An 18,193-nucleotide genomic window follows, 5' to 3' on the forward strand; every position below is an offset into this window, starting at 1 on the left:
TTTTGAATTAATTTATTTATATTTGAAACTAATTGTAATACAAATACACTATTTTGTTCAAAAGAGAAACTTTATTAGATCAGTTAAAAACGACCGAAAATTGGGATGTTATTATTATTGGAGGTGGCGCAACGGGATTAGGTGTTGCCTTAGATTGCACGACTCGTGGTTATAAAACATTGCTTTTAGAGCAGGTTGATTTTGCTAAGGGAACTTCGAGTAGAAGTACAAAATTAGTGCATGGTGGTGTTAGATATCTAGCGCAAGGAAACATTGATTTGGTTCGTGAAGCATTATATGAGAGAGGTTTAATGTTGCAAAATGCATCGCACTTAGTAAGTAATCAATCCTTTATAATTCCAAACTATAGATGGTGGGATAATTTTTTCTACACAGTCGGAATGAAAGTTTATGATTTTTTATCCGGAAAATTAAGTTTTGGAAAGTCGATAAGAATAAAGAAGAGTGAAACCATTGCTAGGTTATCAACTTTGAAAACAGATAAGTTAAAAGGTGGGGTTGTTTATCACGATGGTCAATTTGATGATTCTAGGTTAGCCGTAAACATTGCACAGAGTTGTATTGAAGAAGGTGCGACAGTTTTGAATCATGTTAAGGTAAAAAACCTTCAAAAAGACGATAATGGATTAGTTAATGGTGTCGTTGCTATAGATACCGAAACTCACACTGAATATACCTTAAATGCTAAAACAGTTATTAACGCTACAGGAGTCTTTTCTGATGAGGTCTTGCAAATGGATAATAAATCGGCAGAGAACAGTATTCGTCCAAGTCAAGGCATTCATTTGGTATTTGATAAATCATTCTTGCCAGGAAATGATGCTATAATGATTCCTAAAACGGATGATGGTCGTGTGTTGTTTTTAGTACCATGGCATAATAGAGTTGTGGTCGGTACAACAGATACTTTATTAGATAGTCATAGTTTAGAGCCAAAAGCTTTAGATAAAGAGGTCGATTTTGTTTTAGAGACAGCAAACAGGTATCTTAATAAAAAAGCGAGCAAAGCCGATGTGTTAAGTATTTATGCCGGACTAAGACCTTTGGCAGCACCAAAAGATAAATCCGAAAAAACTAAAGAAATTTCTAGAAGTCATAAAATAATAGTTTCAGATTCTGAATTGATTACGATCACTGGAGGAAAATGGACTACCTACAGAAGAATGGCTCAAGATACCGTGGATAAGGTCATAGAATTAAAAAAGTTACCAAGCGCAAAATGCAAAACACAAAACATTAAAATTCATGGTTCTAACGGAACTGTAGATCGTGAAAATCATCTTTATATTTACGGAACAGACCAAAAAGGTATTGCTCAGCTTGTTGTAGAGAATCCTGAATTAGGAGAACTTTTGCATCCAAGATTAGAGTTTACAAAAGCAGAAATAATTTGGGCTGTAAGGCATGAAATGGCCAGAACGATAGAGGATGTCTTAGCAAGGCGTGTGCGAATATTATTTTTAGACGCAAAAGCAGCTATAGAAATCGCACCACTTGTTGGCGAATTATTAAGAGTAGAATTAAATGAAACTGATGATTGGAGAGTTGAACAAATTTCAGATTTTATACAAATTGCAGATCAATACATATTAAAATAATATTAATTTATTCCGAACTCTACTTCGGTAAACTAATAAATAAACTAATAAATTATGAGTAAATATATTCTGTCCTTAGATCAGGGTACAACGAGTTCTAGGGCAATTGTTTTTGATAAAAAAGGTAGTATTGTTTCAATAGCTCAAAAAGAGTTTACTCAATATTTTCCTAAGCCAGGTTGGGTAGAGCATGATCCTATCGAAATTTGGTCTTCACAAGCCGGAGTTGCAGCAGAAGCCATTGCTAAAAATGGATTAGATGTCGAACATATAGCAGCAATTGGTATTACAAATCAACGTGAAACCGTCGTGGTTTGGGATAAAAACACAGGAAAACCTGTTTATAATGCGATTGTTTGGCAAGATAAAAGAACTTCAGATTACTGTGATCAACTTAAAAATGAAGGTAAGGCAGAGCTTATAAAGAAAAAACAGGACTAGTTATAGATTCGTACTTCTCTGGAACCAAGGTAAAATGGATTTTAGATAATGTTGAAGGAGCGCGAGCAAAAGCCGAAGCTGGAGATTTAATTTTAGGAACTATTGATTGTTGGTTAGTCTGGAATTTTACAAAAGGTAAGCAACACGTCACAGATGTTACTAATGCTTCTAGAACGTTAATGTTTAACATCAATACCATGGAATGGGATGATGAATTGTTAGAGTTACTGACTATTCCTAAAAGTATGTTGCCAGAAGTAAAAGCGTCTAGTGAAGTTTATGGTCATACCACATCCACGTTTTATGATACTAAAATTCCTATCGCAGGAATTGCAGGTGATCAACAAGCTGCATTATTTGGACAAATGTGTACCAAACCAGGCATGGTTAAAAATACCTATGGAACCGGTTGCTTTATGCTAATGAATATTGGAGACAAACCAATCGTTTCAAAAAACAACTTATTGACCACAGTCGCGTGGAAAATTAATGGAAAAACAACATACGCATTAGAAGGCAGTGTTTTTATAGCAGGAGCAGTTGTGCAGTGGCTACGCGATAGTTTAAAAATTATTAGAAATTCTTCAGATGTAGAAAAATTAGCAGCTTCAGTAGATAGTAATGATGGAGTGTATTTTGTTCCGGCTTTTGCTGGATTAGGAGCACCACATTGGAATCAGCATGCAAAAGGCACCATGTTTGGCTTAACTAGAGGAAGTACAGACGCGCATATTGCTAGAGCAGCTTTAGAGTCCATTGCATTTCAAACTATGGATATTTTAAAAGCCATGGAAGCAGATTCAGAATTGTCAATTAAAGAATTGCGTGTAGATGGTGGGGCGACGATTAATGATATGTTAATGCAATTTCAGTCAGACGTTTTAAATACGATAACAGTTAGACCAAAAGTAGTTGAAACGACAGCAATGGGGGCTGCGTTTTTAGCCGGGTTAGCTGTAGGTTATTGGGAAAATCCAGAAGAAATTCAAGATATTTGGCAGGCCGATAAAACGTTTAGTCCAAAAGAGGATAGAGCCGAAATTGAAACCAATATTAAAGGTTGGTATCGGGCTATTGATGCTTTAGAATATTGGACTAAAAACAGTTAATCATTTATTAAGACTAAGATATGACACCATTTATAGCAGAAATTATTGGTACAGCAATTTTAATTTTACTCGGTGGAGGGGTTGTGGCAAATGTCGTTCTCAATAAAACCATTGGTAATAATAGTGGATGGATTGTAATTACAACGGGTTGGGCTTTGGCAGTTTATGTTGCAGTGGTTATTGCAGGTCCATACAGTGGAGCTCACATTAATCCTGCAGTTACAGTTGCTGTGGCGATAGCGGGTGATTTTCCTTGGGCAGATGTGCCGATGTATATATTAGCTCAAATGATTGGAGCCATGATAGGATCTACTGCAGTTTGGTTAACTTATAGAAACCATTTTGACGAAACAGAAGACGCAGATTCTAAAAAAGCAGTTTTTTGTACTGCGCCAGCGATTAGAAATACGTTTTCAAACTTTTTTAGTGAAATGATAGGAACGTTTGTCTTATTATTAACCATATTTTATTTTACAGATGCAAGTATTAATGATACGGAAACAGTAGTTGGTTTAGGGTCTTTAGGTGCATTGCCTGTAGCATTTTTGGTTTGGTCTATTGGTCTGTCTTTAGGTGGTACAACAGGTTATGCTATTAATCCGGCAAGAGATTTAGGGCCACGAATTATGCATGCTATTTTGCCCATTAAAAATAAAGCAAAAAGTGATTGGTCTTATGCTTGGATTCCTGTTTTAGGACCATTAACTGGCGGAGCATTAGCAGCTTTTTTAATGCTTGCGCTGTCATAGATTAATATTTTAAGGTTATATAATTTTAATGTCAGTTCATAACGAGCTGGCATTTTGTTTGTTCATTATCTAAAACTATCTTTACGAAACAGATGAAACACTTCATATTTATATTATTTCTAAATGTATTCTTGATGCTTCCTGCGCAAGAATTACCACCTATTGAAAAATTTACAGCTTCAGATTATGGTGGTGATAATCAGAATTGGATGATTTCTCAAGGTGCGGATAATTATATTTATGCAGCAAATAATAAAGGACTTTTAGAATTTAATGGTTCTAGCTGGGTGGCGTATCCCTCGCCAAACAATACTATTTTGAGAGCTGTAAATGTTATTGGCGATAGAATTTATTCGGGTTGCTATGAAGACTTTGGGTATTGGTTGAAGGATGAAAAAGGATTACTAAATTATACATCACTAATTCCGAAACTAAAAGAAGCCAATATTAATGATGATCAAATTTGGAACATTTTAGATCTTGGTGAATGGGTGCTTTTTCAATCGAGTCATGCGTTGTATTTTTTCAATAAGGAAACAGGGGTTTTTAAAATTATTACGTCTCAGCAAATTATTTATAAGGTATTTAATCTTAATAATCACATTTACTATCATGTAGCAAATGAAGGGGTTTATCTGATTAAAGATGGGCAACCTAAATTAATAATCAGTGACGCTGTCGTTTTAGAAGATCGAGTTATTAATATGTTTTTTGTGGATGATGTTCTTAGGATACTTACCCGAAATTCTGGTTTTTTTCATGTCAAAAATAATCAGTTAGAAATATGGGATATTTCTGCAAATGAACGTTTAAAACGGTTAAATATATTTAACAGTATAAAGCTTGAAGATAACAGTTTTGTTATTGGAACAATTTCTAATGGAATTGTAAAAATCAGTAATACAGGTGACTTTGAATATGTGATAAATCAGAAATTAGGATTAAGTAATAATACTGTTTTGGCCTTATTTGAAGATGCAAATCATAATGTTTGGGCAGGACTAGACAATGGTATTAACTGTATAAACATCACATCACCAATACAAACATTTATAGATTACGAAGGGGTTTTAGGAACCGTGTATTCTACCATTATTTACAAGGATTTACTCTATGTTGGAACAAATCAAGGACTGTTTTATAGGCCGCTAAAGTCTAGAGATGAAGCGTTTAGTTTTGTAGAAGGTACAGCGGGTCAGGTATGGAGCTTATATAATCATAATAACGAAAGTTTGATATGTGGTCATCATTTAGGAACTTTTAGTGTTGATGGAAATCAGGTAGAAAAAATTAGTTCAGATTTAGGAGCTTGGAATTTTAAGAAAATTCCAAATCATGACAACCTACTGCTTCAAGGAAACTATGATGGTTTGTATGTTTTAGAACTTAAAATAAAACTTGGGAGGTCAGGAATAAAATAGAAAACTTTAAAAACTCATCGCGCTTTTTCGAAATTAATAAAGCTAGCCAAATCATGGTCAACCATGAGTATAAGGGAGTTTTTGTATTAAATATGAATTCTGATTTTACTAAGACTTTAGATGTGGTAGATGTTTCAGAATTATCCATTGGTAATAGTTCTAGTTTAGAGAGTTATCAAGGAGATATACTGTATACTTCAAAAAACGGCATATTTAATTATAATGAAGTTGAACATAAATTTGTAAAAAATAGTGCTTTAACAGATTTGATTGCGTCCAAAACTTTCACTTCAGGAAAAATGGTGGTTGATCAAACGGGTAAGCTTTGGTTATTTTTCGAAAATAATATAAGCTATATTACTAATGACAATCTTACTAATAAACCTCAGATTACAGATATCTCAATTCCTTCTAGTCTAAGAAAAGGCGTTTTAGGTTTTGAAAATATACAGCATATAGAAGGTGAAAAATATATTTTAGGAACTGTAAATGGTTATCTAACGCTCGATTTATCAAATATTGAAGCCGACACTCCGCATTCAATTCATTTTAATACCATAATGAAAAAGAATATTGATGGGAGTTCTAATTATTTGTCTTTAACAGAAAGTGGTTCATTTGAACACGAAAAAGGTATCGTTTCATTTGGGTTTTCGGTTCCTGAATACAATAAATTTCTAGATGTTAGTTATAGTTATAAAATCGAAGGACTTTCTGATAAATGGAGTGACTGGTCTCATGCATCAAATGTGCAATTTGAGAATATATCATTTGGAGATTATACTTTGGAAGTTAAAGGGAAAGTGGGAAATCAGCTTACAGAGAATACAATTGTATATCATTTTGAGGTTAACAGACCTTGGTATATTTCCAATTTAGCGATTTTGATGTATGTTTTAATTTTAATCGGAATTGCATTTTTAGTAAATAAGGTTTATAAGTTTTACTACGAACGAATTCTTAAGCATGAACACATAAAAAGTGAACGTGCACTCATTCAAATAAAGAATGAAAAACTAAATCAAGATATCGAAGGGAAAAATAGAGAGTTAGTTATTTCTACAATGAGTATCATTAAGAAGAATGAGTTACTTAATAAAATAAAGAAGGAGTTAAAAAGTAATAGAAGCAATAAAGATATTGGTAGTGCAATAGATTTAATTGATACCAACTTAAATAATAATAAGGATTGGAAATTCTTTAAAGAAGCATTTAACAATGCTGATAAAGATTTTATGGATAAAATTAAGGCTGCACATCCAGATTTAACACCCAATGATTTAAAGTTTTGTGCTTATTTACGCTTGAATTTATCCTCTAAAGAAATGGCTCCATTGCTTAATATATCCATTAAAAGTGTGGAGACTAAACGTTACAGATTAAGGAAAAGATTACATTTAAATCATGATGACAGTTTAGTTAACTATATCTTAAAATTCTAACACCTCGACAATCAAGTTTTCTACCACGACTTTACCTCGACAAGCGTGTTTTTACGCTAAATTTTTGGTTTTTTTAAGAAATTTCGAGTTCTCGATAAAGCTAATGTTTATAATACTTACCGAGATTTTTTTAATATTTATTTTTACTGAATTTTATGATGTTCGTTTTTTATCGAGGTATAGATTGTCAAATTAGCAATTATTTGAGATTAAATTTACAAAAGCTTAACATTGCATCTCATTTCTACATGTTTTGAAATGATAGTTTTGGGCTTTAATTTTTAACTAAATCAATCATTCATGAAATTAAAATTTCAAAAATCAAGAATTGAAATATTCTTCTGTCTCTTTTTATTGTGCAGTTCGTTTTCTCTGATTGCACAGACCACAGTAAAAGGAAAAGTGCTTTCTGCTTCAGATAATATGCCGTTACCAGGTGCGTCTGTAATAGAAAAAGGAACTTCTAATGGAACACAAACAGATTTTGATGGTGTGTTTACTTTAGATGTTTCAAATGAATCTGCTATTATGGTGGTATCTTATGTAGGGTTTAAATCTAAAGAGGTTGTTTATAGCTCGGGAGAGGTCACAGTAACTTTAGAAGAAGATAGCGCTTTAGAAGAAGTTGTAGTTATTGGTTATGGTACACAAAAGAAAAGTGATATTGTAAATGCGGTTGCAACTGTAGACTTAGAAGAGGCCACTTTATCACCAACCTCAGATGTTAACGAAATGCTTCGTGGTAGAATTGCGGGACTACAAGTTAATGTGGGTGGTGGAACATTAAGACCAGGTGGAACTTCCGATATTATTTTTAGAGGTCAAGGATCTATTGAAGGTAATGTAAGTGCAATCTATGTGGTTGATGGTATCGTTAGAGAGGGTGGTATTGAAGATATTGACTCAGATGATATTAAATCTATTGAGTTCTTAAAAGATGCCTCAGCTCAGGCTATTTATGGTTCTAGAGGTGCTAATGGTGTCGTTTTAATAACAACTAAACGTGGAACTTCAGGTAAAATAAGTGTTAGCTATCATGGATTTTTAACTACAAAAACAATTGAAAGGAATTTTGATGTTTATAGTGGACAGGAATTAGCACAATTAAGAAGAGAGGCTTGGAGGTCAACTAGAGCAGATGATAGTTATCCTGATGATCTTGTTGATAATGTATTTACAGCAGTTGAGTATGATAATCTGGAGAATAATCGTTTTGTAGATTGGGAAGATGAATTAATGAGAAACGGTTTCGTTAATAGTCAGGCTATTAGTGTAAGTGGTGGTACAGAAATGACTAAAGTCTTTGGTAGTATAAATTACTTTCAAGAAGATGGACTTATACCAACGTCTAGTTATTCTAGAAAAACATTACGTTTAAATGTTGATCAAAAAATATCTGAAAAATTTTCTGTTAATTTCGATTTAAACTTATTAAGCGACGATACAGATAGAGCGGCGAATGTTAATGTTATTACTAACTCACCTTTTGGTAGTGCTTATAACGCAGATGGTAGTATAACGCGTTATCCAAGTGGAGAAGAAGGATCGGGTGTAAATCCTTTATGGAATTTACGCGAACAAAATCACGAAGAAAAAGGAAATGATTATGTCATTAACGTCACTCCGATATGGAAAATTACGGATGATTTAACGTATCAATTAAAAACAAATTTAACTAGAAGAATGTCCGAAAGAGGACAGTATCAATCGTCGCTAAGTAGCGCAGGTGATAACGTTAGAGGTATTGCAAGAATTGATAATCAATTAAGAGAGTCTTATTTAGTTGAAAATATTTTAACGTACGACAAGACTTTAAATGAAAACAATAATCTTAATGTAACCTTAGTACAATCTACCCAAGAAAATGCATTCTCAAGAACATTTACGCAAGGGGAAGGATTTCCAAATGAGGATTTAGGTTTTAACGGAATATCTACAGCAATAGGTAATGTCACTGTAGAACGTGATGGAGATAAGTTTCGATATTTAGGATATTTAGCAAGAGCGCGATATACTTTATTAAATAGATATACTCTTGAAGGCATAATTAGAGCGGATGGAGCTTCATTAAATGGTGAAGGAAATAAATGGAGTTATAATCCAGCAGGTTCATTTGCTTGGAAAATACATAATGAGAGTTTTTTAGAAGATGTAAGTGCTATACAAGAGCTGAAATTTAGAGTAAGTTATGGTTCTTTAGTTAATGACTTAGGGCGTGCTTATACCTCACTTTTTACTGCTGATTTTCAACCTTATGTATTTGATGAAGAAACAGCTTCAGGATATGCACCATCTACTATTTTGCCTAATCCTAATTTAAAATTTGAAAGAATCACCACATTAAACTTTGGTTTAGATTTTTCAATTTTCAATAGAATTTTATTGGGTAATATTAACTGGTACGATGCCAGAACTACGGATTTATTATTAAAAAGAGGTGTGCCTCCGGTAACTGGTTATAATTCAACATTCTTTAATGCTGGTGAAATGCAAAATACAGGTCTCGAACTTGGATTAACAGCAAACATCTTTAATACTGAGGATTTTAGATGGTCGGTTTCTACAAATTGGTCTAAAAACAGAAACGAAATATTAGAACTTTATAACGATGGAAATGGTGATGCTATAACGGAAGATAATTCATTTAACTATTACGTTGGTCAGCCTGTTGGTGTTATTTATCAGTATGCATTTGATGGTATTTGGCAAGAGGGAGAAGATTATGCAAATTCACCTCAAGCTAATTCAGAGTCTGCATTACCACAAGAAAATATAGGACCTGGCGATATTAGAATTAAAGATATTAATGGAGTCGATGATGAAGGTAATATTATAGCTGGTCCTGATGGTAAAATTACACAAGAAGATCGTGTGTTTATAGATCCTAATCCAGATTGGTTTGGTTCGTTATCAACAACAGTTGCTTATAAAGGTTTTGATTTATTTGTAGACTTTTATGCTGTTGAAGGTGCTACGAAAATTAACCCATTCTTAAATGAGTACAATAATGGTGGTACATTAAGAGGAGATATCAATGGTGTTAAAGTCGATTATTATACACCAGAAAATCCATCAACAACATTTCCACGTCCTAATAAAGATGCCGCCGACCAATACTTAAATGCCTTAGCGGTTAAAGATGCATCGTATATTAGATTAAGAACGGTGAGTTTAGGATATACTTTATCTGATGATTTTACATCTAAATTAAATTTCGAGCAAATTAGATTTTATGTAACAGGTACCAATTTGTTTACCGATACGGATTACATAGGGTATAGTCCGGAGGTAAATATCAGATCTACCTTTTCAAATGCAGATACAGGTTATCCTGATGCCAGGTCATTCACATTTGGAGTAAGAGTTAAATTTTAATTAAAAAAAGAATAATATTATGAAAACGAAGTTTTTTTATTCAAAAATAAAAGGGAGTTTAATACTAGCCGCAGCCCTATTCTTTGTTGTTACTTCTTGTGAAGATTACTTAGAGGAACAACCTAGCACATTAATTGATGCGGATTATATTTATACAACTGAAGGAGGCTTAAAGTCTGGTGTCGTAAGTCTATATAAATTTGAAAGAGATCGCTACGATAATAGCACAGAGGATTATATGGGAGCGGTATTGATGTCTTCTAGAGGAGATTTAACCTTTTCAAGATCTGGTTATACAGGCTTAATGGGACGGTACGAAAGAGGTACCTCTCCAGTAGATCAAGGTGCTAATTTTGCGTCTTCATTATTTTGGAAACATTATTATAATATGGCCAATAAAGCGACTTCAATAATAAATGCAGCTGAAACTTTAGACGGTATAGATGAAGATACAAGAGCCCAAATTTTATCTGAAGCGAAGTTTTTTAGAGCACATTCGTACTTCTACTTATACAGAATGTACAATAATATTTATGTTAATACAGAAACAATTACTTTAGACAATGCTTTTAATGTTATTAACGATAAATCTTCAGAACAAGAAGTATTTGCACTTATAAATAGCGACCTTAATTATGCTATTGATAATTTAGATTGGACGGATACTTTTGGTCGCGTTACTAAAGGAACTGCAAAGCATGTAAAGGCTAAAGTAGCTATGTGGCAAGGTAACTGGACTGAAGCAAAAAATCAAGCTGTTTCATTAATTGATGAAGGTCCTCATAGTTTAGTGGCTAATACTGCAGCTGTTTTTGCAGGAGATAGAAACAATTCAGAAGCATTATTTGTAATACAATCTAAAGATGATGTACTTGGTGGTGGTAATGCCACCATGATGAATGCGAATTATGTGACTCAATTTTTTCAAATTTCTGGTATAGAATACAATAATGAACAGGGAGGTAGAGGATTTTCTAGAGTTTTACCAAATTTATATTTATTAAATCTTATAGCTGAAGATCCTAACGATACAAGGGATGATGATACGTATTTTAGATTAAAATATTATTACACCTCTGGAGATAGAATTGGTGAGGAGATCGATAATTATGCACCAATAACAGATTTAGATAATCCTAGTTCGACTTATGCATCTTATTACCAAAGAATGCATCCTTCTTGTATAAAGTTTGCTCAAGATGACGGTGATGAATCTTCTTATACTATTAGAGGTAATATTATGGTTTATAGGTTAGCAGAGACTTATTTGATAGCGGCAGAAGCTATTATGAGATCTTCAGGTGACCCTTTACCTTATTTGAATGCTATTAGAACTAGAGCTGGTGCCGCACCAGTTACGGCTGTAAATCAACAAACCATTTTAGATGAACGCGCAAGAGAATTAGCTTTTGAAGGGCAACGTTGGTTTACTTTAAAACGAATGGGACAATCGGTTATTGATTTTCAAATGACCAATTATGCAGGAGATGGGGAATATTTTCCAGCTAATTTAGGAGCTAAAGATCCTAGAGAAAATTGGAGATCACATTTTATTAACTGGCCAATATCTCAAAATGATTTAGACCTTTTAGGTTCAGATTATCCTCAAAATAATGGTTATAATTAATAATTATTTGAATTAGTCATTCTATAGAAACAAAAGGGCAAGTTCACTTGCCTTTTTGTTTTCTTAATATTTAGATGTTAAATATTTAAAAGACAATTACATATGAGATACTTAACTATTTTGTTGTTGTGTATAGGATTTGCTTCATGCAATTCTACAATTAAAGACACTGAAATTACCTTTACTGATAACCCTGTAATTGCGCACAGAGGCGCATGGAAAGCTAAAGATTTACCTAAAAATTCTATTGCGGCATTAAAAGAAGCAATCAGCTTAAAATGTACAGGCTCAGAATTTGATGTTCGTATGACAGCGGATGAAATCCTTGTCGTTACTCACGATGCCGATTATGAAGGTTTAGATATTGAATCCTCAACCTATCAAGAACTCGCTAAGCATAAGTTATCAAACGGAGAAACCTTACCAACTTTAAAAGATTTCATTACTGCTGGTATGACTAATAATACCACTACAGGTTTAGTTTGCGAAATAAAACCTTCAAAAATTGAAGGACGTAATATGCTTATGGCAGATAAAACAGTGGCTTTGGTAAAAGAACTCAAAGCAGAAGCGTATGTGTCTTATTACATCAGTTTTAGTTACGAGGTTATTAAACACATTAAAAGAATTGACACGAATGCTAAGGTTTTATATCTAGATGGCTCAAAATCGCCAGAAGACCTACATAAGGATGGTATTACAGGACTCGATTATTTAGTTTGGAAACTAAAAACAAACCAAATTGGATTACAGAAGCTAAAGATTTAGGTCTAAAACTAAATGCTTGGACAGCCAATAAGGAAGAGGATATTGATTGGTTGTTAAGTCATGATTTTGATTATATAACCACAGATGAACCGGAACTGGTTTTTAAAAGGCTAAAAGCGACTTCTAATAGCTCAAATTAAATCTTAATAGCAGAGCCTATTTTTATGCTATCGATAATTTATTTTGAAATACTTATTTTGCAAGTTCGAAACAACAAATAAATGAAACGAATTAATTTATTTATTATCAGTCTTATACTTTTAGGATGTAATTCCAATAAAAGTAAGCAGGAAGCTAATAATGTTCCTTTAATGCTAAAGGCAATGACTTACAATATTCGTTTAGATATTGCTTCAGATGGTGAGAATGCATGGCCAAATCGAAAAGATTTTTTGAGTTCGCAAATTTTATTTTTGAGTCCAGATGTTTTTGGAGTACAAGAAGCACGGCCGAATCAAATTGAAGATTTAAAAGCATCGTTACCAGATTATAAATTTATTGGAGAAGGAAGAGATGGTAATGGAGAAGGAGAGTTTTCTGCAATCTATTACAATTCAAAAAACTTAAAAGTTGAAAATCAACACACCTTTTGGTTATCAGATTCACCAACTATAGTTTCCAAGGGTTGGGATGCGGCTTACCCAAGAGTTTGCACGTATGGTTTATTTACTTCACTAAATACGGATAAAAAATTCTGGGTATTCAATTCACATCTAGATCATGTTGGTGGGGAAGCGCAAAAAGAAGGCATGAAACTCATTCTTAAAAAAATAGCTTCTGAAAATAACCAAAACTATCCTGTTCTGCTTATGGGTGATTTTAATGTAGAACCTAATAGTGAGGTCGTAACAGAAATTTTACCAACTATGTCAGATTCAAGACAAATAGCCACATTAAAGTTTGGACCAGAGGGAACATTTAATGCCTTTCAATATAATGAACCCGTAACACGTCGAATCGATTATATTTTCATTTCAAAATCGCCTAATATTACTGTACATAAATATGCCGTGTTTTCAAGTGCTATAGATTTTAAGTTTCCTTCCGACCATTTTCCTGTGTATACAGAAATTGAGTTAAAATGATTTTAGTATAATGATTAATACAAAAAAAACATTCCTACTTGCAGTCGTTAGTGTAAAGGCTGCTGTGATTCTACTTGTTACTTGTGCTACAGTAGATTTTGATACGTCAGTAGAGGCTAATTCTAGATTTATAAAACACACAACGTCTTTAATAGATAAGCAGATTGAACTCAAAGTAGATTCTGTATTAGCATTAATGACCATTGATGAAAAAATAGGTCAATTAGTACAGTATAGTGGTAAATGGAATGCGACAGGTCCATCAACTTCAGAAAGAGATCAGTATAAGTACAATAAACTAAAGAAAGGTGAAGTTGGTTCTATGCTGAACGTAGCTTCCGTAGCTTCAATCCGAGAAACACAACGGATTGTAATGGAGAATTCCCGATTAAAGATTCCTCTTATTTTTGCGTATGATGTCATTCATGGTTACAAAACCATATTTCCTATTCCTTTAGGTGAAAGTGCGAGTTGGGATTTGGATATTATAAAAAAATCAGCTGCAATTTCCGCTAAGGAAGCATCTGCATCTGGTTTAAACTGGACGTTTGCACCAATGATCGATGTGTCTAGAGACGCACGTTGGGGAAGAATAATGGAAGGTTCGGGTGAGGATACGTATTTAACTACTCAAATTGGAGTGGCGAGAATAAAAGGATTTCAGGGAGACGATTTATCGGCAACGCATACTATTGCGGCATGTGCAAAGCATTTTGCAGGTTATGGTTTTGGAGAGGCTGGTAGAGATTACAATACGGTGAATATTGGTGAGTACGAACTTCACAACAGTATTTTACCGCCTTTTAAAGCAGCTGCAGAAGCTGGTGTGGCCACGTTTATGAATGCCTTTAACGATATTGATGGTATACCAGCAACAGGACATAGACATTTGCAAAGAGATTTGTTGAAAAACGAGTGGAATTGGCCAGGTCTAATGGTTTCCGATTGGGGAAGTATAGGCGAAATGATTGCTCATGGGTATGCTAAAGATTTAAAGCATGCTTCAGAAATTGCTATTAATGCCGGGAGTGATATGGATATGGAATCGTATGCTTATGAAGCTTCGTTAAAAACATTGATAGAAGATGGTAAAGTTTCAATAGATGTCATAAATGATGCTGTGAGACGTGTATTGCGAATCAAATTTCAGTTAGGTTTATTTGATGATCCTTATAAATATTGTGATACAGAAAGAGAGAAAACTGAGATTTATTCTAAAGAGAATTTAGAAATTGCTAGAGATGTAGCTAAGAAATCTATTGTATTACTTAAAAATGATAATCAAGTCTTACCACTTTCAAAAGACATAAAAAGCATTGCTGTTATTGGGCCGTTAGCTGATGATAAAAATGCACCTTTAGGCAATTGGAGAGCAGAAGGCGACTATAATTCTGCTGTATCACTATTAGAAGGTGTAAAGCACGCAGTTTCAAAGTCAACAACTATACATTATGAAAAAGGAATTGAGTTAACAGTTCCAACGGTTAAGCCAGGCGAAAATCAGTTTTTAATACCTTTAGAATTTAATACAACCGATAGATCAGGAATTAAAAAAGCGGTTGAAGCTGCTAAGAAAGCTGAGGTGGTTTTATTAGCTATAGGTGAAGACGCCTACCAGACTGGAGAAGGACGAAGTCAGGTAGATATTGGATTTAAAGGGTTACAATTAGAATTGTTAGAGGCTATTCAAAAGGTGAATAAAAACATTATAATTGTGCTGATGAACGGCCGTCCAATGGATTTAACTCGTGCTTCGGAAGTGGCTCCAACTATTTTAGAATGTTGGCATTTAGGATCGGAATCTGGTAATGCCATAGCAGATGTTGTTTTTGGTGATTATAATCCTTCTGGTAAATTACCAGTGTCATTTCCGCATCATGTAGGGCAAGAGCCGTTGTATTATAATCAAAAAAACACAGGACGACCGCACGGATCAAAACAAGTAACATATTCTGCTTATAGAGATGCACCAAGATTTGCGTTGTATCCATTTGGACATGGATTGAGTTATACCACTTTTAAATATGATAACTTAACATTAGATAAAACTGAAATAAAAACGACTGACAGTATCAATGTTTCTGTGTCTATAACAAATGCTGGAGATACAGATGGAGAGGAAGTCGTGCAACTATATATTAGAGATTTAATAGGAAGTTTGGTTAGACCAATTAAAGAATTAAAAGGGTTTAAAAAGCTAATGATAAAGGCAGGAGAAACTAAAACAGTCACGTTTAAAATTAATGCTGAGACACTTCAGTTTTATACAGCAAATAAAAAATGGGAGGTAGAGCCTGGTGCATTTGAAGTTTGGGTAGGAGGGAGTTCTGTTGCGGAATTAAAGCAAAGTTTTAGTGTTGTTGAATAAGTAAGTTTTATTCAAAAGCACTTATTTGCTCGGTAATTTATTAAAGAAATTACAGATTGAGAATTTTAGGGGAATTTTGTTTTTTGATAAACAACAAATTCAGATATGTGGCTATAATTGCAGTAAATAATTAAAAACATAAAACCGTTCAAGCTTGATTGAACGGTTTTATGTTGTTGTCCCTCAAAACACAGTTGTGAGTGTTGTGGATTCGGAGAGATTAACGTCGTTGTTCTCTAGTGAATCCCATCCTGTAAATACAACTTTTTGTACTTTCAGCCCAAGCGCTTTTAAACAACAAAGCTCAATCAAGTAAAACTTGTTGAGCTTTTTATGCTTAAAATCACAACAAAGTTGTGCTTAATTGTGGAGTCGGAGAGAATCGAACTCTCGTCCAAACAAGTAACCAAAAGGCTTTCTACACGTTTATTCTTTTCTTAGGTTTTCGACTTAAAGCTGGTTAAAGACAACCCACTTTTAGCTTAGCTCCTTAATCTCGAAAAGGTATCAGAGCACTACCTAATCTAAGTCAATTTTTACGATGCCTAATAAAGAACGCCATTAACTAAGGCTTTCTCGAGACATTTAGCACTCCTACCTAGTAGGACGAGGCTTAATCTTACTGTAATTCAGATTATGCAGCTAAAGCGTAGTTATTCTCGCCGTTTAAAATTTGGTCTAGCCTTTTACGTGTATCAATGCCATTACACGACGTGCTTACAATCTAATTAATCTCGCTGTCAAAACCAGTCGACCCCATTTTCCTGCAAAGGCAGAAATCTCATCAAATTGATAACCTGAATGAGGGCTGCAAAATTACTAAAAATAGTAATGCAAAAGCTATACCAATCTTGTTTTATAGTGTTATTCGGTACTATTGTCAGATTGTATGGCATCTAATAGTCGTAATGATGTCCTTCTTTTTCTGTTTTTTGTAAGAATTTAGATTAAATTTTATACTTCATAAATAAAAATTCTTAAGTAAAAGTTTATCAAATTATAAAGCTCATTTAAGAATGTATATAATCATCAATCAGTATTTTACAGCATTGCTGATTTGCTTTTTAGAAGTGCACCTTAACAATTAGAATACATTATTAACATTGTCATGGTGATCATTTAAAGCAATCTTAATAGAGTGCTTTAAGTTGTTTGTTGTTAGGTTTTTACAATAATTTAAAAAACACAAAAAATCACTTAATCGGCGTTTTATGTGTTTTGACGAGTGTGTTGGTTAACGACAAAGAGCTAACTTCTCTGATAATTTCTACATTTGTTTTGAACTTAAAAAGAACTTCCGTTGAAAAAGAAATTACGCATCAAACGATTAAATCATACTGTATTTTTTAGTACAGTTTTATTAAAAATAATAGTATTTGCTGTTGTCTTTACGTGTTTGTCTACAAAAGCATTTGCTCATGGAGATTTAACCAAACAAATATTAAAAAAGACAGAAGAAATTTCAAAAAGTCCAAACAATTTTGAACTCTATTACCAAAGAGGATTGTTATACCAGCAGCATGTTGAATATCCAAAGGCAATGGAAGATTATTTAAAATCTCAAGCATTAGGAAATACTGATAGCGTATTACAATACAGAATTGCGGAACTCAATTATCTATCTGAAGATTATAATAATGCTTTAAATAGTATAACTGTTTATTTAGACATCATTCCTACAGATGTTAAGGCTAAAAAGCTAGAAGCCCAAATATTATTCCATTTAAAATCTTATCAAGAATCTTTAAGTGCCTATCAATATGTTATTGAACATATGGAGGATATACGGCCAGAAGATATATTAGAGTTTACAGATATAATTTTAGCTGAAAATAATGAAAATTATGCCCAAGCTATAGAGACAATAGAGGTTGGTTTAGGTAAGCTTGGCTCTAATACGATAGCCCTTCAGCTTAAAAAATTAGAGTATCTAAAAGAAAGTGACGACATAGAGAAAGCATTACAGCAGTACGATTATTTCATTGTAGAATATAAAAGAAAGGAATTTTGGTATTACAAAAAAGCAAATTATTTAGTAGAACAAAACAGAACTGAAGAGGCTAATATAGCTTTAAAACAAGCTACAATTGCTATTGATCAATTGGATGCTAAGTTTAAAAAAATGGAATCGATTATAGAGTTAGAAGACAAAATAAAACATTTAGAAAATTCACTTAACAACTAAACAA

General features: G+C 33.4%; 11 protein-coding genes, 1 other RNA gene and 1 pseudogene. 12 read left to right on the forward strand and 1 reads right to left on the reverse strand.

Features of this window, described 5'->3' with window-relative positions:
• Positions 1 to 53 precede the first annotated feature (53 nt).
• The 11 genes and pseudogenes from ADIWIN_RS05335 (at position 54) to bglX (ending at position 16,004) form a co-directional block, all read left to right on the forward strand.
• The gene (locus tag ADIWIN_RS05335; protein ID WP_020895481.1) at positions 54 to 1,619 is read left to right on the forward strand and encodes a glycerol-3-phosphate dehydrogenase/oxidase; all 1,566 of its coding nucleotides are present in this window, start codon (positions 54 to 56) and stop codon (positions 1,617 to 1,619) included.
• Positions 1,620 to 1,673: 54 nt separating this feature from the next.
• Positions 1,674 to 3,169 (forward strand): annotated as a pseudogene (gene glpK, locus ADIWIN_RS05340) (glycerol kinase GlpK).
• Positions 3,170 to 3,189: 20 nt separating this feature from the next.
• Positions 3,190 to 3,918 carry an MIP/aquaporin family protein gene (locus tag ADIWIN_RS05345; protein ID WP_020895484.1) on the forward strand — a complete coding sequence of 243 codons (729 nt, stop codon included), beginning with the start codon at positions 3,190 to 3,192 and terminating at the stop codon, positions 3,916 to 3,918.
• 92 nt (positions 3,919 to 4,010) lie between these two features.
• Positions 4,011 to 5,339, forward strand: a complete 1,329-nt coding sequence (locus ADIWIN_RS19445; protein WP_152487217.1) for a ligand-binding sensor domain-containing protein — start codon at positions 4,011 to 4,013, stop codon at positions 5,337 to 5,339.
• 53 nt (positions 5,340 to 5,392) lie between these two features.
• Positions 5,393 to 6,781, forward strand: a complete 1,389-nt coding sequence (locus tag ADIWIN_RS19450; protein WP_020895486.1) for a triple tyrosine motif-containing protein — start codon at positions 5,393 to 5,395, stop codon at positions 6,779 to 6,781.
• 300 nt (positions 6,782 to 7,081) lie between these two features.
• Positions 7,082 to 10,156 (forward strand): SusC/RagA family TonB-linked outer membrane protein, encoded by a 3,075-nt coding sequence (locus ADIWIN_RS05355; RefSeq protein WP_020895487.1) that lies wholly within the window; start codon positions 7,082 to 7,084, stop codon positions 10,154 to 10,156.
• A gap of 19 nt (positions 10,157 to 10,175) precedes the next feature.
• On the forward strand, positions 10,176 to 11,783 hold the full coding sequence (locus tag ADIWIN_RS05360; protein WP_020895488.1) for a RagB/SusD family nutrient uptake outer membrane protein: 1,608 nt from the start codon (positions 10,176 to 10,178) through the stop codon (positions 11,781 to 11,783).
• 102 nt (positions 11,784 to 11,885) lie between these two features.
• The gene (locus ADIWIN_RS05365; protein WP_020895489.1) at positions 11,886 to 12,551 is read left to right on the forward strand and encodes a glycerophosphodiester phosphodiesterase; all 666 of its coding nucleotides are present in this window, start codon (positions 11,886 to 11,888) and stop codon (positions 12,549 to 12,551) included.
• On the forward strand, positions 12,503 to 12,691 hold the full coding sequence (locus ADIWIN_RS21195; RefSeq protein WP_020895490.1) for a glycerophosphodiester phosphodiesterase family protein: 189 nt from the start codon (positions 12,503 to 12,505) through the stop codon (positions 12,689 to 12,691). Before ADIWIN_RS05365 ends, ADIWIN_RS21195 begins: the two co-directional genes overlap by 49 nt.
• Positions 12,692 to 12,772: 81 nt before the next feature.
• Positions 12,773 to 13,636, forward strand: a complete 864-nt coding sequence (locus ADIWIN_RS05370; RefSeq protein ID WP_020895491.1) for an endonuclease/exonuclease/phosphatase family protein — start codon at positions 12,773 to 12,775, stop codon at positions 13,634 to 13,636.
• Positions 13,637 to 13,646: 10 nt separating this feature from the next.
• Positions 13,647 to 16,004, forward strand: a complete 2,358-nt coding sequence (gene bglX / locus ADIWIN_RS05375) for a beta-glucosidase BglX (protein ID WP_020895492.1) — start codon at positions 13,647 to 13,649, stop codon at positions 16,002 to 16,004.
• Between the two features lie 364 nt (positions 16,005 to 16,368).
• Here bglX and ssrA read toward each other — a convergent pair.
• Positions 16,369 to 16,762: a transfer-messenger RNA gene (gene ssrA, locus ADIWIN_RS19960) on the reverse strand.
• 542 nt (positions 16,763 to 17,304) lie between these two features.
• On the opposite strand from ssrA, the gene ADIWIN_RS05380 reads away from it, so the two are divergent.
• Positions 17,305 to 18,189, forward strand: a complete 885-nt coding sequence (locus ADIWIN_RS05380; RefSeq protein WP_020895493.1) for a tetratricopeptide repeat protein — start codon at positions 17,305 to 17,307, stop codon at positions 18,187 to 18,189.
• Positions 18,190 to 18,193 lie beyond the last annotated feature (4 nt).

It is taken from the genome of Winogradskyella psychrotolerans RS-3 (genome assembly GCF_000427335.1).
In the GTDB taxonomy this organism is placed as follows: Bacteria; Bacteroidota; Bacteroidia; order Flavobacteriales; family Flavobacteriaceae; genus Winogradskyella; species Winogradskyella psychrotolerans.